The organism is Bacillus cereus group sp. TH152-1LC (genome assembly GCF_027710505.1).
GTDB lineage: Bacteria > Bacillota > Bacilli > Bacillales > Bacillaceae_G > Bacillus_A > Bacillus_A mobilis.
In genome coordinates, this window is sequence record NZ_JAQFNK010000012.1 from 47,258 (window position 1) to 65,585 (window position 18,328).

An 18,328-nucleotide genomic window follows, 5' to 3' on the forward strand; every position below is an offset into this window, starting at 1 on the left:
AGATAGTGGCGAAAGAAATTACGTTAATTAAAAAGAAAGTTGTAACAGAGGAAGAACAGAAACAGCAAGTAGCAGATGAACTTTTAAATGAGCTATCTAATAATCGTGAAGCAGTAGAGGAAACGATGCAGCTGTTAGCACAGTTACAGAAGGCTGGGATATTAGATGCGGCGATTAGTTTACTTGCTGCGAAGGAAGATGTTTCAAAAATCGCTGTGGAGCAATTAAATCGTGAACCAGTTAAAAATGCACTCAACAATATGATGGGAGCGGGGGAAGCGCTATCCGCAGTTGACCCAGAAGTAACGAAGCAAATCACATCGAGTTTAGTTACTGGATTGCAATTTGCAACAGATGAATTAAATAATGGTAAAAAAACAAAAGTGATGGATTTCTTTAAAGTGTTAAAAGATCCAGATATCAATAGAGCCATTACATTCGGTTTTAGCTTCTTGAAAGCATTTGGGCAAGGGCTAGAGAAAAAATAGAGTAAATGAAAAAAGTGATGGGAAGTAGCCATCACTTTTTTCATTGTATGTATAAGAGTGTTCATGTTAGGCGGAATATATTATTATTAAAAAGATGGATTAGAAATGGAAATATGGAATCCATCTCAAATATCGTTTTAGAATGTGGAGGAATATATGCAACACCGTAAAAGACTATCTATACCAGGAGTAATGAGACATTCCTTTCAAACTGTTAGATTTGCTTTTTGGAATGTGTTAACATTCCAACTTGCTTATAAATTGTTAGCAGCGATTGTGTTTATCCCACTTTTCGGTATTATTTTCAATAAGTTGTTGTACTTTGGTGGGTATGCAAATGCAACAAATGATGAGTTATTAGCATTTTTGAAAACACCATACGGGATTTTGGCGATTGTAATTTTATCTATATTGGCATTGTTTCTTATCTTTACAGAGTTTGCAGTACTTATTATCATTTCGTACTTCGCTCATAAAAGGCAAAAGGTGAGATTACGTCCAATTTTGTATAAAACAGTAACGTATTTACCTTCCCTGTTTACATATTGCTTACCTGGATTTGTTTTGTATGCAGTTGTACTATTACCGCTATTAAGTATGGGGTATAAATCTGCATTGATTCCTGAAATTCAAATTCCTAATTTTATTACAGGTGAACTATTTAAGACAACAATGGGGCAAGTTGGGTATTATACTTTCTTCGCTGTAGTTGCCTATTTAAATCTTCGTTGGATTTTTGTTTTACCTATTATTGTTTTAGAGGAAAAGCCATTCCGCACGGCAGCACGCAAAAGCGCAAACTTAGTAAAAGAAAGCTTCTTTAAAGTATTGTTCTTTTTAGTAGGTTTTTTCATATCTGTAGGAATCGTCTTTCTTTTTTGTGTAGGAATTTATTTACTTTGTCTGTGGGGAGTATATGAATTTACAAACCCAGAAGGGACATTTGCGTTGCTAGCAGAGTCAACTATCTCAGTCTTCTTAACAAGTACATTGTATCTATTTAGCTTTATTATGACGCCGTTTTACATTATGGCGTTAACGAGATTGTATTTACAAAAGGTTCCGGTTGAAGATGTTTTATTAGAAGAAGGATTAGATTATTCAAAAACGAAAGCGGATAAATGTTTCTTCCAAAAACATCGTTGGAAATTTATTGGTGTATATATTGTAGGAATTATTACTGCAGGGATGGTAGTTGCCTTCATTGTGACCTTTATTACAAACACATATAAAGAACCAATTATTATGGCTCATCGTGGTTATATTTCAAAAGGTGTAGAGAATACGAAAGAAGCTGTACAGGGGGCTATTGATGCGAAAGCAGATTATGCTGAAATTGATGTACTGCAAACAAAAGACGGTGAACTAGCAGTTATACATGATTTGAAGCTGAAACGTCTTACTAATGCTAATGTTCATGTGTCAGATTTAACGATGGACGAGTTAAGACAGCTTACCCTTAGTCAAGATGGTTTTTCAGGACAAATCAGTACACTTGATGAAATCATTAAGCTGGCAAAGGGGAAAATCAAGCTTAATATTGAAGTGAAGCTTCATGGTGGCGAAAAAGATTTCGTAAACAAAGTATTAAAAGCGATTAAAGATAATGAATTTGAGAAGCAATGTGTCATTCAAACGTTACATTACCCGCTTATTAAAGAATTTAAGCGTGCAAATCCAGATATAAAAGTCGGATATATACTGTATGCAAGTAGAGCCAACTTAAAGAATGTGAAAGCTGATTTTTATGTAGCGGAAGAATATATGTTAAATAAGAAGTTAGTAAAAGAAGCAAGGAAGTTAAACAAGCCAATTTACGTATGGACAGTAAATGATATGGAAAGTTTAAAGGGATACTATAAGTTAAACGTAGATGGTATCATTACCGATTATCCTGAAGATGCACGTGAGACAATTAAGATGTTAAAAGAACAAGAAGCGGAAGAAAGTGATCTGTTCGATAAAATTAGTGAAACAACAGATGATTTATTTTCTAAGTTATTTATAAGTTACCCAGCTGCTGGCTAAATGCCCGCAGCTGTTTTTTTATGAAAAGAATATATCCCTAAAGTAATGTGCAAATTAATAACTGTATATGTATACGGCATCAATGGGGTTTCTTACATTGTTACATTATTGTCGAATAATAAATGATTGCTACTTATTTTTAAGGAGTATAATAAAAATAGAGTGATAGATAATGAGATGTAACGAAGAGCCTAATAGAATCAATGTTCCATATATTTACACTATTCTAAATATATAAACTTTAAAAAAATGATATGTTAGCGTTTTCATAATTTTTAAGTTATGCTAGAATAAGGACATAAGTTATTAATTATTACAAAAAGAAAAAAGACTTTCTTTTTTCTGTTAATTATAAGGGGGCATTTCATTATGCGTATTGGGGTACCAGCAGAAATTAAAAACAACGAAAACCGTGTGGCAATGACACCAGCAGGTGTTGTACATTTAATTCGTAACAATCACGAAGTATTCATTCAAAAGGGTGCAGGTTTAGGATCTGGTTTCACAGATGCTCAGTATGTTGAAGCGGGAGCGAAAATCGTTGATACAGCTGAAGAAGCTTGGAACATGGAAATGGTTATGAAAGTTAAGGAACCAGTTGAAAGCGAATACAAACACTTCAGCGAAGGTTTAATCTTATTCACATACTTACACTTAGCTCCAGAGCCAGAATTAACAAAAGCGTTAATCGAGAAGAAAGTTGTTGCAATTGCATACGAAACAGTACAATTAGAAAATCGTTCTCTACCATTACTTGCACCTATGAGTGAAGTAGCTGGTCGTATGGCTGCACAAATTGGTGCACAATTCCTTGAGAAAAACAAAGGCGGTAAAGGTATCTTACTTGCAGGTGTTCCAGGGGTTAAACGTGGTAAAGTAACAATTATCGGTGGTGGGCAAGCTGGTACAAATGCTGCTAAAATTGCAGTTGGACTAGGTGCGGATGTAACAATCATCGACTTAAGTGCAGAACGTCTTCGTCAATTAGATGACATTTTCGGAAACCAAGTAAAAACTTTAATGTCTAATCCTTACAATATTGCAGAAGCTGTAAAAGAGTCTGATCTTGTAATCGGTGCAGTATTAATCCCAGGTGCAAAAGCGCCAAAACTTGTAACAGAAGAAATGATTAAATCAATGGAACCAGGTTCTGTTGTTGTAGATATCGCGATTGACCAAGGTGGTATTTTCGAAACAACTGACCGTATTACAACTCATGATAACCCAACTTACGAAAAACACGGCGTTGTTCATTATGCAGTTGCAAACATGCCAGGTGCGGTTCCACGTACATCAACTCTTGCATTAACAAACGTAACAGTACCATATGCAGTACAAATTGCGAACAAAGGCTACAAAGAAGCTTGCCTAGGCAACTCTGCATTACTAAAAGGTATTAACACATTAGATGGTTATGTAACATTCGAAGCAGTTGCAGAAGCTCACGGTGTAGAATACAAAGGTGCTAAAGAATTATTAGAAGCAGAAACAGTATCTTGCTAATAGAAGCATTATACAAAACAAAATCGAACAATATATAAAACAACATGATAAGAGCTAAGAGTGAATATCTCTTAGCTCTTCTTGGCAAAAGGGGGCATACATCGTGGCCAACCTATTTAAAAAGAAATCCGTTACGCAATTGTTAGGGGAAAGTAAAAGTAAAACTTTAACGAAAACGCTAGGGGCATTCGACCTAACAATGCTAGGGATTGGTGCGATAATCGGTACAGGAGTTCTAGTATTAACAGGATTAGTAGCAGCAAGAGATGCTGGTCCAGCAGTTATTTTTTCATTCATGATTGCAGCGATTGTTTGTGGATTTGCAGCGTTATGTTATGCAGAAGTTGCATCTACACTGCCGGTTTCAGGTAGTGTCTACACATACTCATATGCGACAATTGGTGAGTTTATTGCCCACTTAATGGGATGGACATTACTATCCGTATATGTCGTAACAACTGCCGCAGTAGCTGGTGGATGGACAGGTTATTTTAATAACTTAGTGAGTGGATTTGGATTACACATTCCAACAGAGCTGTTAAAGATTCCATCACAAGGTGGTATCGTGAATTTACCAGCAATTATCATTACATTAGTTTTAACTTGGTTACTATCAAGAGGTACGAAAGAAAGTAAGCGCGTGAATAACATAATGGTATTAATTAAAATTGGTATTGTTGTTTTATTCATTGCGGTTGGTGCGTTTTACGTACAACCAGAAAACTGGACACCATTTATGCCGTACGGTGTTAGTGGAGTCTTTGCCGGAGGGGCAGCAGTATTCTTTGCTTTCTTAGGATTTGATGCATTAGCAACTTCTGCTGAAGAAGTGAAAAATCCGCAACGTGATTTACCGATTGGTATTATTGCTTCGTTAATTATTTGTACAATCATTTATGTTGTAGTTTGTCTTGTTATGACAGGTATGGTTTCTTATAAAGAATTAGATGTACCAGAAGCTATGGCATATGTGTTAGAAGTTGTAGGTCAAGATAAAGTAGCGGGTGTAATCGCAGTTGGAGCTGTAATTGGTATTATGGCTGTAATTTTTGCTTACATTTATGCAACGACACGTGTATTCTTCGCGATGAGCCGTGATGGTTTATTACCAAAATCATTTGCGAAAATTAATAAGAAAACAGAAGCGCCAGTATTCTCAACTTGGTTAACAGGTATTGGTAGTGCTTTAATTGCTGGATTTGTCGATTTAAAAGAATTGTCGAATTTAGCGAATATTGGAGCATTGTTAACGTTTGCGATGGTTGGTGTGACGGTTATTATTCTTCGTAAAACACATCCGAATTTACAACGTGGATTTGTGGTACCACTTGTACCAACGCTACCTATTATTTCAATCGCATGTTGTCTATTCTTAATGTTTAACTTACCATTAACAACATGGATCTACTTCGGTGTTTGGTTAGCAATTGGAGTAGTTGTATACTTTGTTTATTCGAAAAAACATAGTCATTTAAAAGACGATGGAAGTTCGCAAGATAATTTAGAACAAGCTAATTAAAAGCTGAATTAAAAGGGATATAAGTATAGTAAGCCTTGTGCGTCTAGGGAACGCGCAAGGCTTTTTTCTTTTGTGTAAAATGTACATCTTTTTTGTATGAGAATGTAATGGATGCGGAAAAGATGGGTAGATCTTTTGTAAATGTGAACGAAACGTTCAAAAAAAATGTATGAGATTTCATTGACACATATGAATAGGCGCTCATATAATAAGAGTATAAGATATATGAATGATTGTTCATATGTTCAAATGAAGAGGTGAGCTATAATGGCTGGAAATAAAGTAGAAACACCACAAGAGACATGTTCTCAAACAGTAATTCATGAAGAAGTTGTTGATCAAGTAAAACAAACAATTCCAACTGATGAAAGTTTAAGTAAAGTAGCAGAACTATTTAAAGTATTAGGTGATCGTACACGTACGAGAATATTACATGCATTATTTGAAGCTGAAATGTGTGTTTGTGATTTAGCGTATTTATTAGGAATGACACAATCATCTATTTCACATCAGCTTCGTGTGTTAAAGCAAGCGAAACTTGTAAAGAATCGTAAAGAAGGCAAGGTCGTTTATTATTCGTTAGCTGACCAGCACGTAATTCATATCTTCGAGCAAGCGTTTGAACACGTAAACGAGGAAGAATAAAAAAGAACGCGAGGAGGGAGAACGATGGCTGAAGCATTAGTGAAAAAGAAACTGATGTTAGAAGGTTTAGATTGTGCGAACTGTGCAATGAAAATTGAAAAAGGTGTTGGGAATATAGAAGGAGTAAATTCTTGCTCTGTAAATTTTGCGACAAAAACAATGATTTTAGAAACAGCACAAAATAAAGAAAGCGAAGTTGTTACAGAAGCGAAACAACTCGTTACAAAATTAGAACCGCACATTAAAGTGGAAGAAGAAAAAAATACAAAAGTAGCAAAAGAAGTGTTCATATTAGAAGGTTTAGATTGCGCAAACTGTGCGATGAAGATTGAAAATAAAGTGAAAGAAATGCCGGCCGTTTCAGCAGCAACTGTTGATTTCGTATCAAAGAAATTACGAGTTGAAGTAGCGAATAAAAGAGAATTAGAAGCGACTGTAGCAAATATAACAAATGTCGTTCAAAAGTTAGAACCAGATGTGAAAGTGGTTCGTGAAGAAAACGGTGGCCATGACCACGGGCATAGTCACGACCATGGTGAAGCAAATGTGAAAAAGATGGTAGGACGATTAGTGGTCGGCGGAATTTTGACAGCAATTGCTGCATTAGCTGGTTTACCACAAATGATCACAATTCCGTTATTCGTCGTTGTGTATTTATTAATAGGTGGAGATATCGTTTGGAGAGCGGTAAGAAACATAACTCGTGGCCAAGTGTTCGATGAGAACTTCTTAATGGCAATTGCAACACTAGGAGCTTTTGCGATTCAACAATATTCAGAAGCTGTTGCGGTAATGCTATTCTATCAAGTGGGGGAACTATTCCAAAGTATTGCGGTCAATCGCTCCCGAAAATCAATTACTTCATTAATGGATATCCGTCCTGATTATGCGAATGTGAAGGTTGGAAATGAAACGAAACAAGTATCACCAGAAGATGTACAAATCGGCGATTATATTATCGTGAAGCCTGGTGAGAAAGTACCATTAGACGGAAAAGTGGTTGAAGGAACATCAATGGTAGATACTTCAGCGTTGACTGGTGAATCTGTGCCACGTGAAGTCGAAGTTGGAAATGATGTATTAAGTGGTTTTGTGAACCAAAATGGTGTATTAACAATTGAAGTTACAAAAGAATTTGGTGAATCAACTGTATCAAAAATTTTAGATTTAGTTCAAAATGCAAGCAGTAAAAAAGCGCCAACAGAAAACTTTATTACGAAGTTCGCGCGTTACTATACTCCAGTTGTAGTTATTACAGCAGCGATTATGGCGTTTATTCCACCACTTATTTTAGAAGGAGCTACATTCTCAGAATGGATTTATAGAGCTTTAGTGTTCTTAGTAATCTCTTGTCCATGTGCGTTAGTTGTATCTATTCCTCTTGGATTCTTTGGAGGAATTGGTGGTGCATCTAAAAGTGGTGTGTTAATAAAAGGAAGTAACTATTTAGAAGCTTTAAATGATGTGAAATATATTGTTTTTGATAAAACGGGAACATTAACAAAAGGTGTCTTCAAAGTTACAAAAATGGAACCAAGCGAAGGCATTAAAAATGAAGAATTATTAGAGTATGCAGCATTTGCTGAAGTGTATTCTAATCATCCAATTGCACAATCGATTCGAAAGGCATATGGAAAATCAATTGATGAAAAAATAATCGATGATTATAACGAAATTTCTGGTCACGGTACAGTCGTAAAAGTACAAGGAAAAGAAATTTTTGCAGGTAATGCTAAGTTAATGAGAAAAGAAAATATTACATTTAAGCAACCAGAAACTGTAGGTACATTAGTTCACGTTGCTGTAGATGGGGAATATGCAGGTTATATCGTTATCTCTGATGAGGTAAAAGAAGATTCAAAACAAGCAATTCAAAAATTAAAAGAACTAGGTATTAAGAAGACAGTCATGTTAACTGGTGATGCAAAAGCAGTTGGTGAAGCTGTCGGTAAGGAATTAGGTTTAGATGAAGTTCATGCAGAACTATTACCGCAACAAAAAGTAGAAGAAATCGAAAAAATTGATGCGGCGAAGAACGGAAAAGAAAAGGTTGCTTTCGTTGGTGATGGTATTAATGACACACCGGTATTAGCAAGAGCAGATGTTGGTATTGCGATGGGTGGTTTAGGATCAGATGCAGCGATTGAGGCAGCAGACATCGTTATTATGACTGATGAGCCTTCAAAAATTGCAACAGCCTTAAACATCGCAAAACGTACACGACGCATTGTATGGCAGAATATCATCTTTGCATTAGGGGTAAAAGGATTAGTTTTATTACTTGGTGCTTTTGGTATTGCAACAATGTGGGAAGCTGTCTTCTCAGATGTTGGTGTGACACTACTTGCAGTGCTAAATGCAATGCGTGTACTACGAGTGAAAGATTTATAAAAAAGAGGACGCAACCTGCGTCCTCTTTTTTAGGTTATTTGGTTGAAATTGACTCAATAAAATAATAGTAAATATTATTTTGTAAATAAATAACGTAATATTAAAATTTAAAAATAAAAAATATTTGTCTTATTATTTTAATATGTTTTCCGCAAAGGTATATATCGTATTGAAAAAACAGAGAAGGAGAAGCTTCTCTGTTTTATCCCGCTTTAATGGGCAGTAAGACCCCTATCTCAAAATTTAGCGAAAGCAAAGAATTTAGGTGGGGGGCGGGCTGCCCATTAAAGTCCGATTGGTGAGGGCTAATAATCAGTGGGGGATGAAGAAAAACCCCACTGATTAAAGTTTCACTTTATTTTTGTATATTTTTTCCAACTTGTTCTCGAACAGTTTGAATGTAATTCATTTTATGATCCCAACATTCTTGACTTAAATCAACAGGGTACTCTTCGGGATTTAAAGTTCGCATATACTCTTCCCAAAATAGTGCGAGACTCTGTTCATTATATTTTTGAATATCTAATATACCTGGTAGTTCATATGTTCTTTCGCCGTTAACGAAAATGTCTTTATGCAGTTCGCGAGCTTCAAAGTTTGTTACAAATTTACTTATATACGTGTGAACAGGGTGAAACATTTTTAAGCGTTCTTCTTTTCCAGGTTCTTCAGAATCTAATGCAATATAATCGCCTTCTGCATGATCATTAACTCGATTGATAATACGATAAATTCGTTTCAGTCCTGGAGTCGTAATTTTTTCAGGGTTAGATGAAATTTTAATTGTATCATTTAACTTTCCATCCGTATCTTCAATCGCTACTAGTTTATAAACAGCTCCTAATGCCGGTTGCTCAAAGGATGTAATTAATTTTGTTCCAACACCCCATACATCAATTTTTGCTCCTTGAGATTTCAAATGCATAATTGTGTATTCGTCTAAATCGCTAGAAGCAATAATTTTTGTATGTGTAAACCCAGCTTCATCTAGTAGTTTTCTTGCTTTTTTAGATAAATAAGCCATATCACCACTATCAAGGCGAATGCCATAAAAATCGATACGATCTCCAAACTCTTTCGCGACGCGAATCGCATTTGGAACACCTGATTTTAAAGTGTCGTATGTATCAACGAGAAAGACGCATTTTTTATGAGTTTCAGCGTATTTCTTAAACGCGACATATTCATCGCGATACGCTTGAACGAAAGAGTGAGCGTGTGTGCCGGCTACAGGTATCCCGAAGCGTTTTCCAGCACGAACGTTACTCGTAGACGAAAACCCACCAATAAAGGCAGCACGTGTGCCCCAAAGAGCAGCGTCAAACTCGTGAGCACGTCTTGTACCAAACTCTAAAAGTTCATCATTATTTGCAGCGTGCTTCATACGAGCAGCTTTTGTTGCAATTAATGTTTGGTAATTCACAATGTTTAACAGGGCAGTTTCAATAATTTGTGCTTCGCCGAGCGGTGCATCCACACGTAATAAAGGCTCGTTATTAAATACAACTTCACCTTCTTGCATACTTCGAATGGTCCCAGTGAATTTCATATTTTGTAAATACTGAAGGAATTCTTCTTCAAATTGTAATTCTGATAAATAAGCGATATCGCTTTCGGTAAAGCTGAAGTTTTCTATGTACTCTACAATCTTTTCAAGGCCAGCAAAAACAGCATAACCGTTCTCGAATGGAAGCTTTCGAAAGTATAAATCAAACACCGAGCGGCGATTATGAATACCATCTTTCCAATATGTATAAGCCATATTAATTTGATATAAATCTGTATGTAAGGCATAGCTATCGTCTTTATAATAAGTCATCGCGAAAACACCTCCATAATTTGGTTATAGTATACCAATTTTTCATCGCTCGTAGCAAAGAATGGATATGAAAGTATAGTCAAGAAAGAAAAAAATGAAATATTGCATATTTTTTAGAAAATTAACATTTATCAATTTATATTTCTCAAGATTTTATGTATTATTAGAGTAATGGGGGTAATGAGAATGGAGGAGGACAATGCAACAAACATTAGAAAAAATAGGCAAACAAGTCTTTTATAAACGGCTACAGCAAAAAATGACACAAGAAGAATTATGTCAGGGCATTTGTTCTGTCTCATACTTAAGTAAAATCGAAAATGGAAAGATCGAAGCATCAGAAGAAATTCTACAATTGCTCTGCACAAGGTTAGAAATTGCCGTGACGGATTTGAGAGATGTAGAAGAAGATGTGAAGGGGAAGCTCGATGAATGGTTAAATGCATTAATCCGTTTGGAAAAGGCACAAGTTGAGCGCATCTATAATGAATTGCAAGAAGATATGCAACACGTTTTAGATTTTGAAATTATAAATTATTATAAACTACTTAATATACGTTATTTACTGATGAAAAGAGACTTGCCGGTAATCGCAGAAGAATTAGAGCAGCTTAAGAAGGCATATAAGAAATTCTCGCCTTTTCAGAAGTTGTTGTATACGTATAGTAAAGGATTATTATGCTGTTTACAATATAAGTGGAAACAGGGATTAAGTCATTTATTAGAGACAGAAATTATGGCAAAAGAGCTAGGGTATCATGAGACAGGAATTTATTATAATATCGCTCTTACTTATAGTCATTTGGAAATCCAGCATCTTACGTTGCACTTTGCGAATATTGCACTAGAGGCATTTAGAAATGAGTATAAATTTCGGAACGTGATAAACTGTCAAATTCTTATTGCATTAAGTTATGCGGAACAAGGGCAATATGAAGAAGCTTTAGAAATGTATAAGAGCATACTGAGGGAATCAGAGGCTTTTGCGGATAAAGATGTTTTAATGGCTATTACTTTAAGTAATATTGGGAATATATATTATAAAAAGAAAAAATATAATCAAGCGAAAGATTATTATTTAGAGAGTTTACAACTTCAAAAACAAATAGATTTAAATTATATAGACACATTATATGAAATGGCATTAGCTTGTATTAAATTAGAACAGTTTGAAGAAGCGAGAGAATGGATTGATAAAGGTATTGTCGCTGCCAAACGTGAAGAGAGATTTAATACAAAATTATATTTACTGCTTATGCTTCGAAATAAGTATTTTGAAGAGGCACGAGAGTATAAACAATTTTTGGAATTAGAAGCTATTCCGTTTTATAAATCAGCAGGTAATAAAATAGAACTGAAGAAAGTATATGTGGAGCTTGCGGAATACTTTTCTAAATCACTGAACTTTGAACAAAGTAATCACTATTATAAGCTAGTTATTGAAATGTTAGAAAGTCATAAGGAGGATGAAAAATGAAAAAAGCATTAGCTGGAGTTTTAGCAGTTGCAGTAGTACTTACAATTGTCGGTGGAGTACAGTATACGAGTAAACCAGATACTTATGGATTAGATTTGAGTGTATCACAAACTGTAAATGTATAATGTTGAGAAACCCCTTTCCAATCGGAAAGGGGTTTTTTCAATATTTGTTCCTCAAAATTCTACAACACTTGAGAAAATAATTAATTGAATTTTTAGTATATTAATAGTGGAAACATAGTGCTACGATAAAACTACTCTTTTTCAAAAAATAATTTATTAGGGGGAAGGTTCATGAAAAAGAAAAGTTTAGCATTAGTGTTAGCGACAGGAATGGCAGTTACAACGTTTGGAGGGACAGGCTCTGCATTTGCGGATTCTAAAAATGTGCTCTCTACGAAGAAGTACAATGAGACGGTGCAGTCACCTGAGTTTATTTCTGGTGATTTAACTGGAGCGACTGGCAAGAAAGCAGAATCTGTTGTGTTTGATTACTTAAACGCAGCAAAAGGTGATTACAAGCTAGGGGAAAAGAGTGCGCAAGATTCTTTCAAAGTGAAACAAGTGAAGAAAGATGCTGTAACTGATTCAACAGTAGTACGTTTGCAACAAGTTTACGAAGGAGTACCTGTATGGGGGTCTACTCAAGTAGCTCACGTAAGTAAAGATGGCTCTTTAAAAGTATTGTCTGGAACAGTTGCGCCTGATTTAGACAAAAAGGACAAGTTGAAAAATAAAAATAAGATCGAAGGCGCAAAAGCAATTGAAATCGCGCAAAAAGATTTAGGGGTTACACCTAAATATGAGGTAGAACCAAAAGCGGACTTATATGTATATCAAAACGGTGAAGAAACAACATATGCATACGTTGTAAACTTGAACTTCTTAGATCCAAGTCCAGGAAATTACTACTATTTCATTGAAGCAGACAGCGGTAAAGTGTTAAATAAATATAATACAATTGATCATGTGACGAATGATGATAAGTCTCCGGTTAAACAAGATGCTCCTAAGCAGGATGCAAAAGCGGTTATAAAGCCTGTAACAGGAACAAATAAAGTAGGAACTGGTAAAGGTGTATTAGGAGACACGAAGTCGCTTAATACAACATTATCTGGATCATCTTACTACTTACAAGACAATACTCGCGGAGCGACGATTTTCACATATAATGCGAAAAACCGTTCAACATTACCAGGGACATTATGGGCAGATGCAGATAATGTTTTCAATGCAGCGTATGATGCAGCGGCAGTAGATGCTCATTACTATGCAGGTAGAACATATGATTATTATAAAGCTACATTTAATAGAAACTCTATTAATGATGCAGGAGCACCGTTAAAATCAACTGTGCATTATGGAAGTAAGTATAATAATGCATTCTGGAACGGCTCACAAATGGTATACGGAGATGGTGATGGTGTAACATTCACTTCATTATCGGGTGGTATTGATGTAATTGGTCACGAATTAACGCATGCGGTTACGGAAAATAGCTCGAATTTAATTTATCAAAATGAATCGGGAGCGCTAAATGAAGCAATTTCTGATATCTTTGGTACTTTAGTAGAATTCTATGATAATCGTAATCCAGATTGGGAGATTGGTGAAGATATTTACACTCCTGGAAAAGCAGGAGATGCGCTTCGCTCTATGAGTGATCCAGCGAAATATGGTGACCCAGACCATTACTCTAAGCGTTACACTGGTTCAAGTGATAACGGTGGAGTTCATACGAACAGTGGTATCATTAACAAACAAGCTTATTTATTAGCGAATGGCGGTACGCATTCTGGTGTAACTGTAACTGGTATCGGTAAAGACAAGCTAGGTGCAATTTATTACCGTGCAAACACGCAATATTTCACTCAATCTACTACATTTAGCCAAGCTCGTGCTGGTGCAGTACAAGCTGCAGCTGATTTATATGGTGCGACTTCTGCGGAAGTAGCAGCAGTTAAGCAATCATTTAGTGCTGTTGGTATAAACTAAGGTTTTAAGAGATAGCTATTAATAAAATACCTCAAAAATAAAGAAGGAGCATAGGCTCCTTCTTTATTTTTTTCTCCATTTTTTCCACAAATAATACAATCCAATACAACCTGCGATTGTTACAATCCACTTTGCTTCGTTTGTACCGTTTATAACATGGTATGCAGAATATACTTCAATTAATAAGGACGGTATTTTACCTATTGTACTGGCAATACTGAAGGATAGTAATGACATTTTGCCTAGAGCGGCAAATAAAGTAACGATACTTGATGGAATGAAAGGTATGAATCGAAACGATAGAACGAGTAGAAAGGCCTCTCTACCTTCTACGTAAAGAAGACGTTCTACCTTAGGATACTTATTTACTTTATCGTGAGTGAACTTTTGAAGGCCTATACGATAAATATAAAACGAAATAATAGCCCCTAAGGCCTCACCTATGATCGAAATGATTGTGCCGTTTACTACGCCAAAGAGCTGTATGTTAATGGCGGTCAAAAAAATACTAGGGATGAAACCTAAAAGACTGATGATGATGTTGATTAAGATACTAAGTGGAATTGCGATTGAATAATAGTCTGTTAAGAAGTTTTGAATTGTTTCAGCCATTGTTTAAAATCCTTTATCTTTTTTTGCATTACACCATATTTCTATTGTGTAGGCAAGTGCAAATTTACATAATGTAGGAAAATGTTGATAAAACACCATCAATATACCTTATATGGGTATTAGGTGTATTGGAAAAGGGGTATATTTATTTTTTGGAAAATAACCAAAAAAAACTTTTTTAAAAGGGGTTATTTGGTTGTATTAGGGTTGAATTAACTCGGGAAATAATTAGAAAAACATTGGGGTATATTTACAGAAGGGTCGAAAATAGTGTTTTTATGAAAATCCGGTGGTAATATGGCAAAATTGATGAGGAATTTAAAAAATGTATATGTTTTTTCGTTGTGAAATTGACTTTTAGTGAAGTTACGATAATAATCATGGAAGAGGTGATATGATGAAACGAATAAGTAGTCTTTTCTTGAGTGGTTTATTGGCATTCATGCTGATCTTAAGTGGATGTGCAGGAAAAGAACAAAAAACAGAGAAACAAACAGGGAATCAATCGACATCAGTAGAAAAAATTAGTGATAATATTTTAGATGAAATGGAAGGACCACCTAAAAATGGTCATACGATTGAAAGACATGTTGGAAAATCAGAAGAGGATTTGAAGAATCGCTTGAAGACAGATAAAGTATCAGCGGCAAGTACATACTATGATAAGGAAACAGCGACGAAAGCTGTAAAAGATAGTTTGAAACAGCATGATAAGGAAATTCAAGATTGGTTAAAAAATTCTAAAGAGGCTCGTCTTGTATTAAATACAACTCATTCATTCCCGGTTGGAAAAACGGTCATAAAGAAAAATATGAATGTAAAAGACAAGCTAGTAAAAACTGTTACTGTTTTGGCGAGAGATAAGTCAGGAGATTTAGGATATAAGATCATTACTTCTTATCCATCTGACAAATAAGAAGGGGGAGTACATATGTATACGACATTACAATACTTTCTTAAATCGTACTGTACGTTAAGTGTTCATGAAGAGGAAATAGTAGGCGTGATGGAAGAGTTTATAGAGCAAGAGGATGAAGAACTTGTTTTGAAATTACGCGATGAATTATTATATATGAAGAAAAAGAATACTTGGGAAGAGGCGTGCGTATTAGCTGCGAAGCAAGGAAATCGCATGTGGTCTTTAGAAGAAACGAAAGACCATCTCGAAGCTTTTTTACTATTATTGCAAAAGAAAAAGGCGTGACTAAATCACGCCTTTTTCTTTTTGGAAATTTACCTGTTTATTAGCACCTCATTGTTTTGGAGCGCTTTTATATACGCTTTTTGAAATTTGTCCATTTGAGATTACTTCACCGTTTTGTGTTACTTTTTTGTACGTTACCGCTGTTATTTTGTCATTAGCTCTACTAATTACTTGAGAAGAAACTTCAACATTTTTACCAGTATTTGTGCCGAAAATACGAGTAGTAATACTACCTCCATTTGAAAATGCTTGAATATAAATATGATTGCCTGTATTGTTTTTAAATTTTAAATCCGGACCATAATCTGCCACTGCTGCATCTTGCCCAAGTGGTAAATAATTTACGGGCATGGAATGATTGCTTCGAGAAACAATTCCTAAATCTGCCCTTAAAGCGGCGCTATATAAAGTACTACTAACTTGGCAAACGCCTCCACCTGCACTTTGTATAACTTTACCTTCTGAAAATACTGCTGCGGATTTATAACCATGTGCAGCATCCGTTACGCCAACACGGCCATTAAAACTAAACGTTTCATCAGGTGCGACAATAACTCCACTTAAAGTATTAGCTGACTTATTTACGTTATAGGATTGGTTTCCATTACGACCAGCCATTGGAGTTGAATATTCAGCAATTACTTCTTTAATCCCCATTTTCTGTATATCTTCTGTAGAACGCTCAGGTTTTAAGAGTGTAACTGGTAACGTAACGTCTGATGTGCCAGAAGTAATGGCCTGTTTCGTTAAATCAGTTAACTTTCCTTTATCAATTTTTTCTCCATTTTGACTTTGGCTAATATTTACTGTAGAGCCTTCAACATTTAATTCGGCATTAACAGGAGTTTTTAATGTGTCATTATATTTATCCTTCATAAAGCTTTCATAAGCAGTTGTATTTAATTGAGCTGTTAATTTATAATCACGTTTTAATTCACCGTTTTCAGCCTGCTTCCGCATTTTGTAACGATTCATTGCATTTCCTTCTTGTTCTTTAAAGATTTTGTCGATAATATCTTTTTCTTTATAATTTATCCCTAAATCTTTCCATGTGTACGTTTGTTTATCATTTTGGAATATGTAGGTAAGAGATTTTTGGTCTAATTCAGTTACCTTTTGATTAATAATTGCTTGAATATCTTTTTTATTTTTTCCATCGAGAGAAATACCTTCAAATGTAGTATTTGGTAATGCAGTAGTATCTAATTGATTATTTAGTTTGGATACATATTGATATCCACCAACACCGCCGATACAAAGTAATATGCCTCCAGTAATTGCAGAACCGATCAGTATTTTACTTAGCTTCATTTATTTCCCCCCAGAAATTTTTGTATAAGTATATGTATTACATTTTTTGTATAAAAATGATGAAAATAACAGTATATACGTACTAGTATACTATTATTTCCACTATGTGTGTAATGATTTTATAAAAAATGTTACACTGTTGTAATAATTGTCTCTTTTTGTCACAATATGAACGAGAAATATGTTGAAAATTATAATAAAAAGGCTGTCTAGAAAGATCTAGCAGCCTTTTTATTATAATTTTTTATGTTCATTTTTATTCGTAACACCGAGATGTTCTTGTAGTGTTGTCGAAATAGTATTGACGCTTTTTTCATTTGGAACGTAATAATAAATACCACCTATATATTTATCAGTACCTTCTATTTGCATTTTGTCCATTTTTAAATTGGAATCCATTGAATTTTTTGCAATGGTCATCATATCGTCAAAGGTTAAATTTGTCTTTAAGTCTTTATCGACAGCGTCGAGTAGACCACCAATTTTATTAATAGAATTAAGAGATAGTGCTTTTTCAGCGATAGCTTCTAAAACAAGCTGTTGTCGTTGACCACGCATATAATCACTATCGATATGACGTGTTCTAGCTAGTGCTAATGCCTCTTCTCCATTTAAATGTTGACGTCCTTTTTTCAAATGAATAGCATCTGGTTCGTCTTTACTATTTTGTTCTGTGAATTCAACTGGAACATCGACAGTAATACCACCAAGGGAATCGACAATTTTAATAAATGATTTAAAGTTGAATTTTACATAGTAATCAACTGGAACATCTAAAAAGTTCTCTACGGTATCAATCGTGCTGTCTACACCACCGAATACGTGTGCGTGTGTAATTTTATCGTATTTGTCACGTGATTTAATGAAGACACGTGAGTCACGTGGAATACTGACAAGTTTAACAGATTTGTCGTTTTTATTAATTGTTGCAAGTAATAGCGCATCCGTGCGAGTTGCTTTTCCGTAATTCTTGTCCCTAATTTCACTTTCATCAACACCCATAATAAGTACGGAAATGTTGTCAGTCATAGGTTTCACGGCTTTTTCACGTTTGCTGGATTTATCCCCGCGGCCCAGTTCAGAATAGGCATTACTTAATACAGACTTTGCTTTACTGTATATATGGAAGGAATATCCTCCTGCTCCAAGTGCTATAATCAGTAATGGAATAAGAAGGAACCAAAGTAGTCGTTTTTTCTTTGAGAGTCCTTTTTTGGCTCGAGTATCTTTGTTCATATCGGATTTCATCATTTTTTCTCCTTTAAAGCTATCAAAGTGTATACATCTAGAAGCGCATTCAAACACATAAAAAATATTGTACGCTAAATAAAAGC

15 protein-coding genes are annotated in these 18,328 nt (G+C 35.1%); 11 read left to right on the forward strand and 4 right to left on the reverse strand.

All coding sequences use genetic code 11. The features are described from left to right. Positions 1-5: 5 nt before the first annotated feature. The 6 genes from PDL00_RS22640 (at position 6) to PDL00_RS22665 (ending at position 8,574) form a co-directional block, all read left to right on the forward strand. Positions 6-488 carry a DUF1641 domain-containing protein gene (locus PDL00_RS22640; RefSeq protein ID WP_071720958.1) on the forward strand — a complete coding sequence of 161 codons (483 nt, stop codon included), beginning with the start codon at positions 6-8 and terminating at the stop codon, positions 486-488. Between the two features lie 156 nt (positions 489-644). Beyond that, complete coding sequence (locus PDL00_RS22645) at positions 645-2,516, forward strand: glycerophosphodiester phosphodiesterase (protein WP_270731240.1); 1,872 nt, start codon at positions 645-647, stop codon at positions 2,514-2,516. A 369-nt stretch (positions 2,517-2,885) separates the two neighbouring features. Beyond that, positions 2,886-4,019: an alanine dehydrogenase gene (gene ald, locus PDL00_RS22650; RefSeq protein ID WP_048562854.1), complete on the forward strand. Its 1,134-nt coding sequence runs from the start codon at positions 2,886-2,888 to the stop codon at positions 4,017-4,019. 103 nt (positions 4,020-4,122) lie between these two features. Beyond that, positions 4,123-5,538 carry an amino acid permease gene (locus PDL00_RS22655; protein WP_242256276.1) on the forward strand — a complete coding sequence of 472 codons (1,416 nt, stop codon included), beginning with the start codon at positions 4,123-4,125 and terminating at the stop codon, positions 5,536-5,538. Positions 5,539-5,805: 267 nt separating this feature from the next. After that, positions 5,806-6,183, forward strand: a complete 378-nt coding sequence (locus PDL00_RS22660) for an ArsR/SmtB family transcription factor (RefSeq protein ID WP_061676976.1) — start codon at positions 5,806-5,808, stop codon at positions 6,181-6,183. Between the two features lie 24 nt (positions 6,184-6,207). Next, positions 6,208-8,574 (forward strand): heavy metal translocating P-type ATPase, encoded by a 2,367-nt coding sequence (locus PDL00_RS22665; protein ID WP_270731241.1) that lies wholly within the window; start codon positions 6,208-6,210, stop codon positions 8,572-8,574. Between the two features lie 355 nt (positions 8,575-8,929). Here PDL00_RS22665 and PDL00_RS22670 read toward each other — a convergent pair whose 3' ends face one another. After that, positions 8,930-10,393 carry a nicotinate phosphoribosyltransferase gene (locus tag PDL00_RS22670; RefSeq protein WP_270731242.1) on the reverse strand — a complete coding sequence of 488 codons (1,464 nt, stop codon included), beginning with the start codon at positions 10,391-10,393 and terminating at the stop codon, positions 8,930-8,932. Positions 10,394-10,592: 199 nt separating this feature from the next. On the opposite strand from PDL00_RS22670, the gene PDL00_RS22675 reads away from it, so the two are divergent. The 3 genes from PDL00_RS22675 (at position 10,593) to PDL00_RS22685 (ending at position 13,867) form a co-directional block, all read left to right on the forward strand. Further along, entirely contained in the window at positions 10,593-11,870 is a 1,278-nt protein-coding gene (locus PDL00_RS22675; RefSeq protein WP_242256283.1) for a tetratricopeptide repeat protein, read from the forward strand. After that, complete coding sequence (locus PDL00_RS22680) at positions 11,867-11,995, forward strand: NprX family peptide pheromone (protein WP_242256288.1); 129 nt, start codon at positions 11,867-11,869, stop codon at positions 11,993-11,995. Before PDL00_RS22675 ends, PDL00_RS22680 begins: the two co-directional genes overlap by 4 nt. Before the next feature lie 171 nt (positions 11,996-12,166). Next, positions 12,167-13,867, forward strand: coding sequence for a M4 family metallopeptidase (locus PDL00_RS22685; protein ID WP_270731243.1), 1,701 nt, complete (start codon positions 12,167-12,169; stop codon positions 13,865-13,867). Positions 13,868-13,930: 63 nt separating this feature from the next. On the opposite strand, the gene PDL00_RS22690 is transcribed toward PDL00_RS22685, so the two are convergent. Continuing rightward, complete coding sequence (locus PDL00_RS22690) at positions 13,931-14,479, reverse strand: TVP38/TMEM64 family protein (RefSeq protein WP_242256571.1); 549 nt, start codon at positions 14,477-14,479, stop codon at positions 13,931-13,933. A gap of 397 nt (positions 14,480-14,876) precedes the next feature. On the opposite strand from PDL00_RS22690, the gene PDL00_RS22695 reads away from it, so the two are divergent. Together PDL00_RS22695 and PDL00_RS22700 are read left to right on the forward strand one after the other, a co-directional pair. Then, the gene (locus PDL00_RS22695) at positions 14,877-15,395 is read left to right on the forward strand and encodes an RNase A-like domain-containing lipoprotein (RefSeq protein ID WP_242256573.1); all 519 of its coding nucleotides are present in this window, start codon (positions 14,877-14,879) and stop codon (positions 15,393-15,395) included. Positions 15,396-15,410: 15 nt separating this feature from the next. Further along, positions 15,411-15,683 (forward strand): hypothetical protein, encoded by a 273-nt coding sequence (locus PDL00_RS22700; protein ID WP_242256575.1) that lies wholly within the window; start codon positions 15,411-15,413, stop codon positions 15,681-15,683. 48 nt (positions 15,684-15,731) lie between these two features. On the opposite strand, the gene PDL00_RS22705 is transcribed toward PDL00_RS22700, so the two are convergent. Both PDL00_RS22705 and PDL00_RS22710 read right to left on the reverse strand, forming a co-directional pair. Further along, on the reverse strand, positions 15,732-16,994 hold the full coding sequence (locus tag PDL00_RS22705; protein WP_242256577.1) for a VanW family protein: 1,263 nt from the start codon (positions 16,992-16,994) through the stop codon (positions 15,732-15,734). A gap of 234 nt (positions 16,995-17,228) precedes the next feature. Continuing rightward, positions 17,229-18,245, reverse strand: coding sequence for an LCP family protein (locus tag PDL00_RS22710; RefSeq protein ID WP_313895082.1), 1,017 nt, complete (start codon positions 18,243-18,245; stop codon positions 17,229-17,231). Positions 18,246-18,328: the final 83 nt, after the last annotated feature.

Excerpts from the sequence above, each read along its gene's own strand:
- ald (WP_048562854.1), top strand. The coding sequence starts at position 2,886 with ATGCGTATTGGGGTACCAGCAGAAATTAAAAACAACGAAAACCGTGTG.
- PDL00_RS22695 (WP_242256573.1), top strand. The coding sequence starts at position 14,877 with ATGAAACGAATAAGTAGTCTTTTCTTGAGTGGTTTATTGGCATTCATG.
- PDL00_RS22645 (WP_270731240.1), top strand. The coding sequence starts at position 645 with ATGCAACACCGTAAAAGACTATCTATACCAGGAGTAATGAGACATTCC.
- PDL00_RS22710 (WP_313895082.1), bottom strand. The coding sequence starts at position 18,245 with ATGATGAAATCCGATATGAACAAAGATACTCGAGCCAAAAAAGGACTC.
- PDL00_RS22665 (WP_270731241.1), top strand. The coding sequence starts at position 6,208 with ATGGCTGAAGCATTAGTGAAAAAGAAACTGATGTTAGAAGGTTTAGAT.
- PDL00_RS22670 (WP_270731242.1), bottom strand. The coding sequence starts at position 10,393 with ATGACTTATTATAAAGACGATAGCTATGCCTTACATACAGATTTATAT.
- PDL00_RS22685 (WP_270731243.1), top strand. The coding sequence starts at position 12,167 with ATGAAAAAGAAAAGTTTAGCATTAGTGTTAGCGACAGGAATGGCAGTT.
- PDL00_RS22680 (WP_242256288.1), top strand. The coding sequence starts at position 11,867 with ATGAAAAAAGCATTAGCTGGAGTTTTAGCAGTTGCAGTAGTACTTACA.
- PDL00_RS22705 (WP_242256577.1), bottom strand. The coding sequence starts at position 16,994 with ATGAAGCTAAGTAAAATACTGATCGGTTCTGCAATTACTGGAGGCATA.
- PDL00_RS22675 (WP_242256283.1), top strand. The coding sequence starts at position 10,593 with ATGCAACAAACATTAGAAAAAATAGGCAAACAAGTCTTTTATAAACGG.
- PDL00_RS22690 (WP_242256571.1), bottom strand. The coding sequence starts at position 14,479 with ATGGCTGAAACAATTCAAAACTTCTTAACAGACTATTATTCAATCGCA.
- PDL00_RS22660 (WP_061676976.1), top strand. The coding sequence starts at position 5,806 with ATGGCTGGAAATAAAGTAGAAACACCACAAGAGACATGTTCTCAAACA.
- PDL00_RS22700 (WP_242256575.1), top strand. The coding sequence starts at position 15,411 with ATGTATACGACATTACAATACTTTCTTAAATCGTACTGTACGTTAAGT.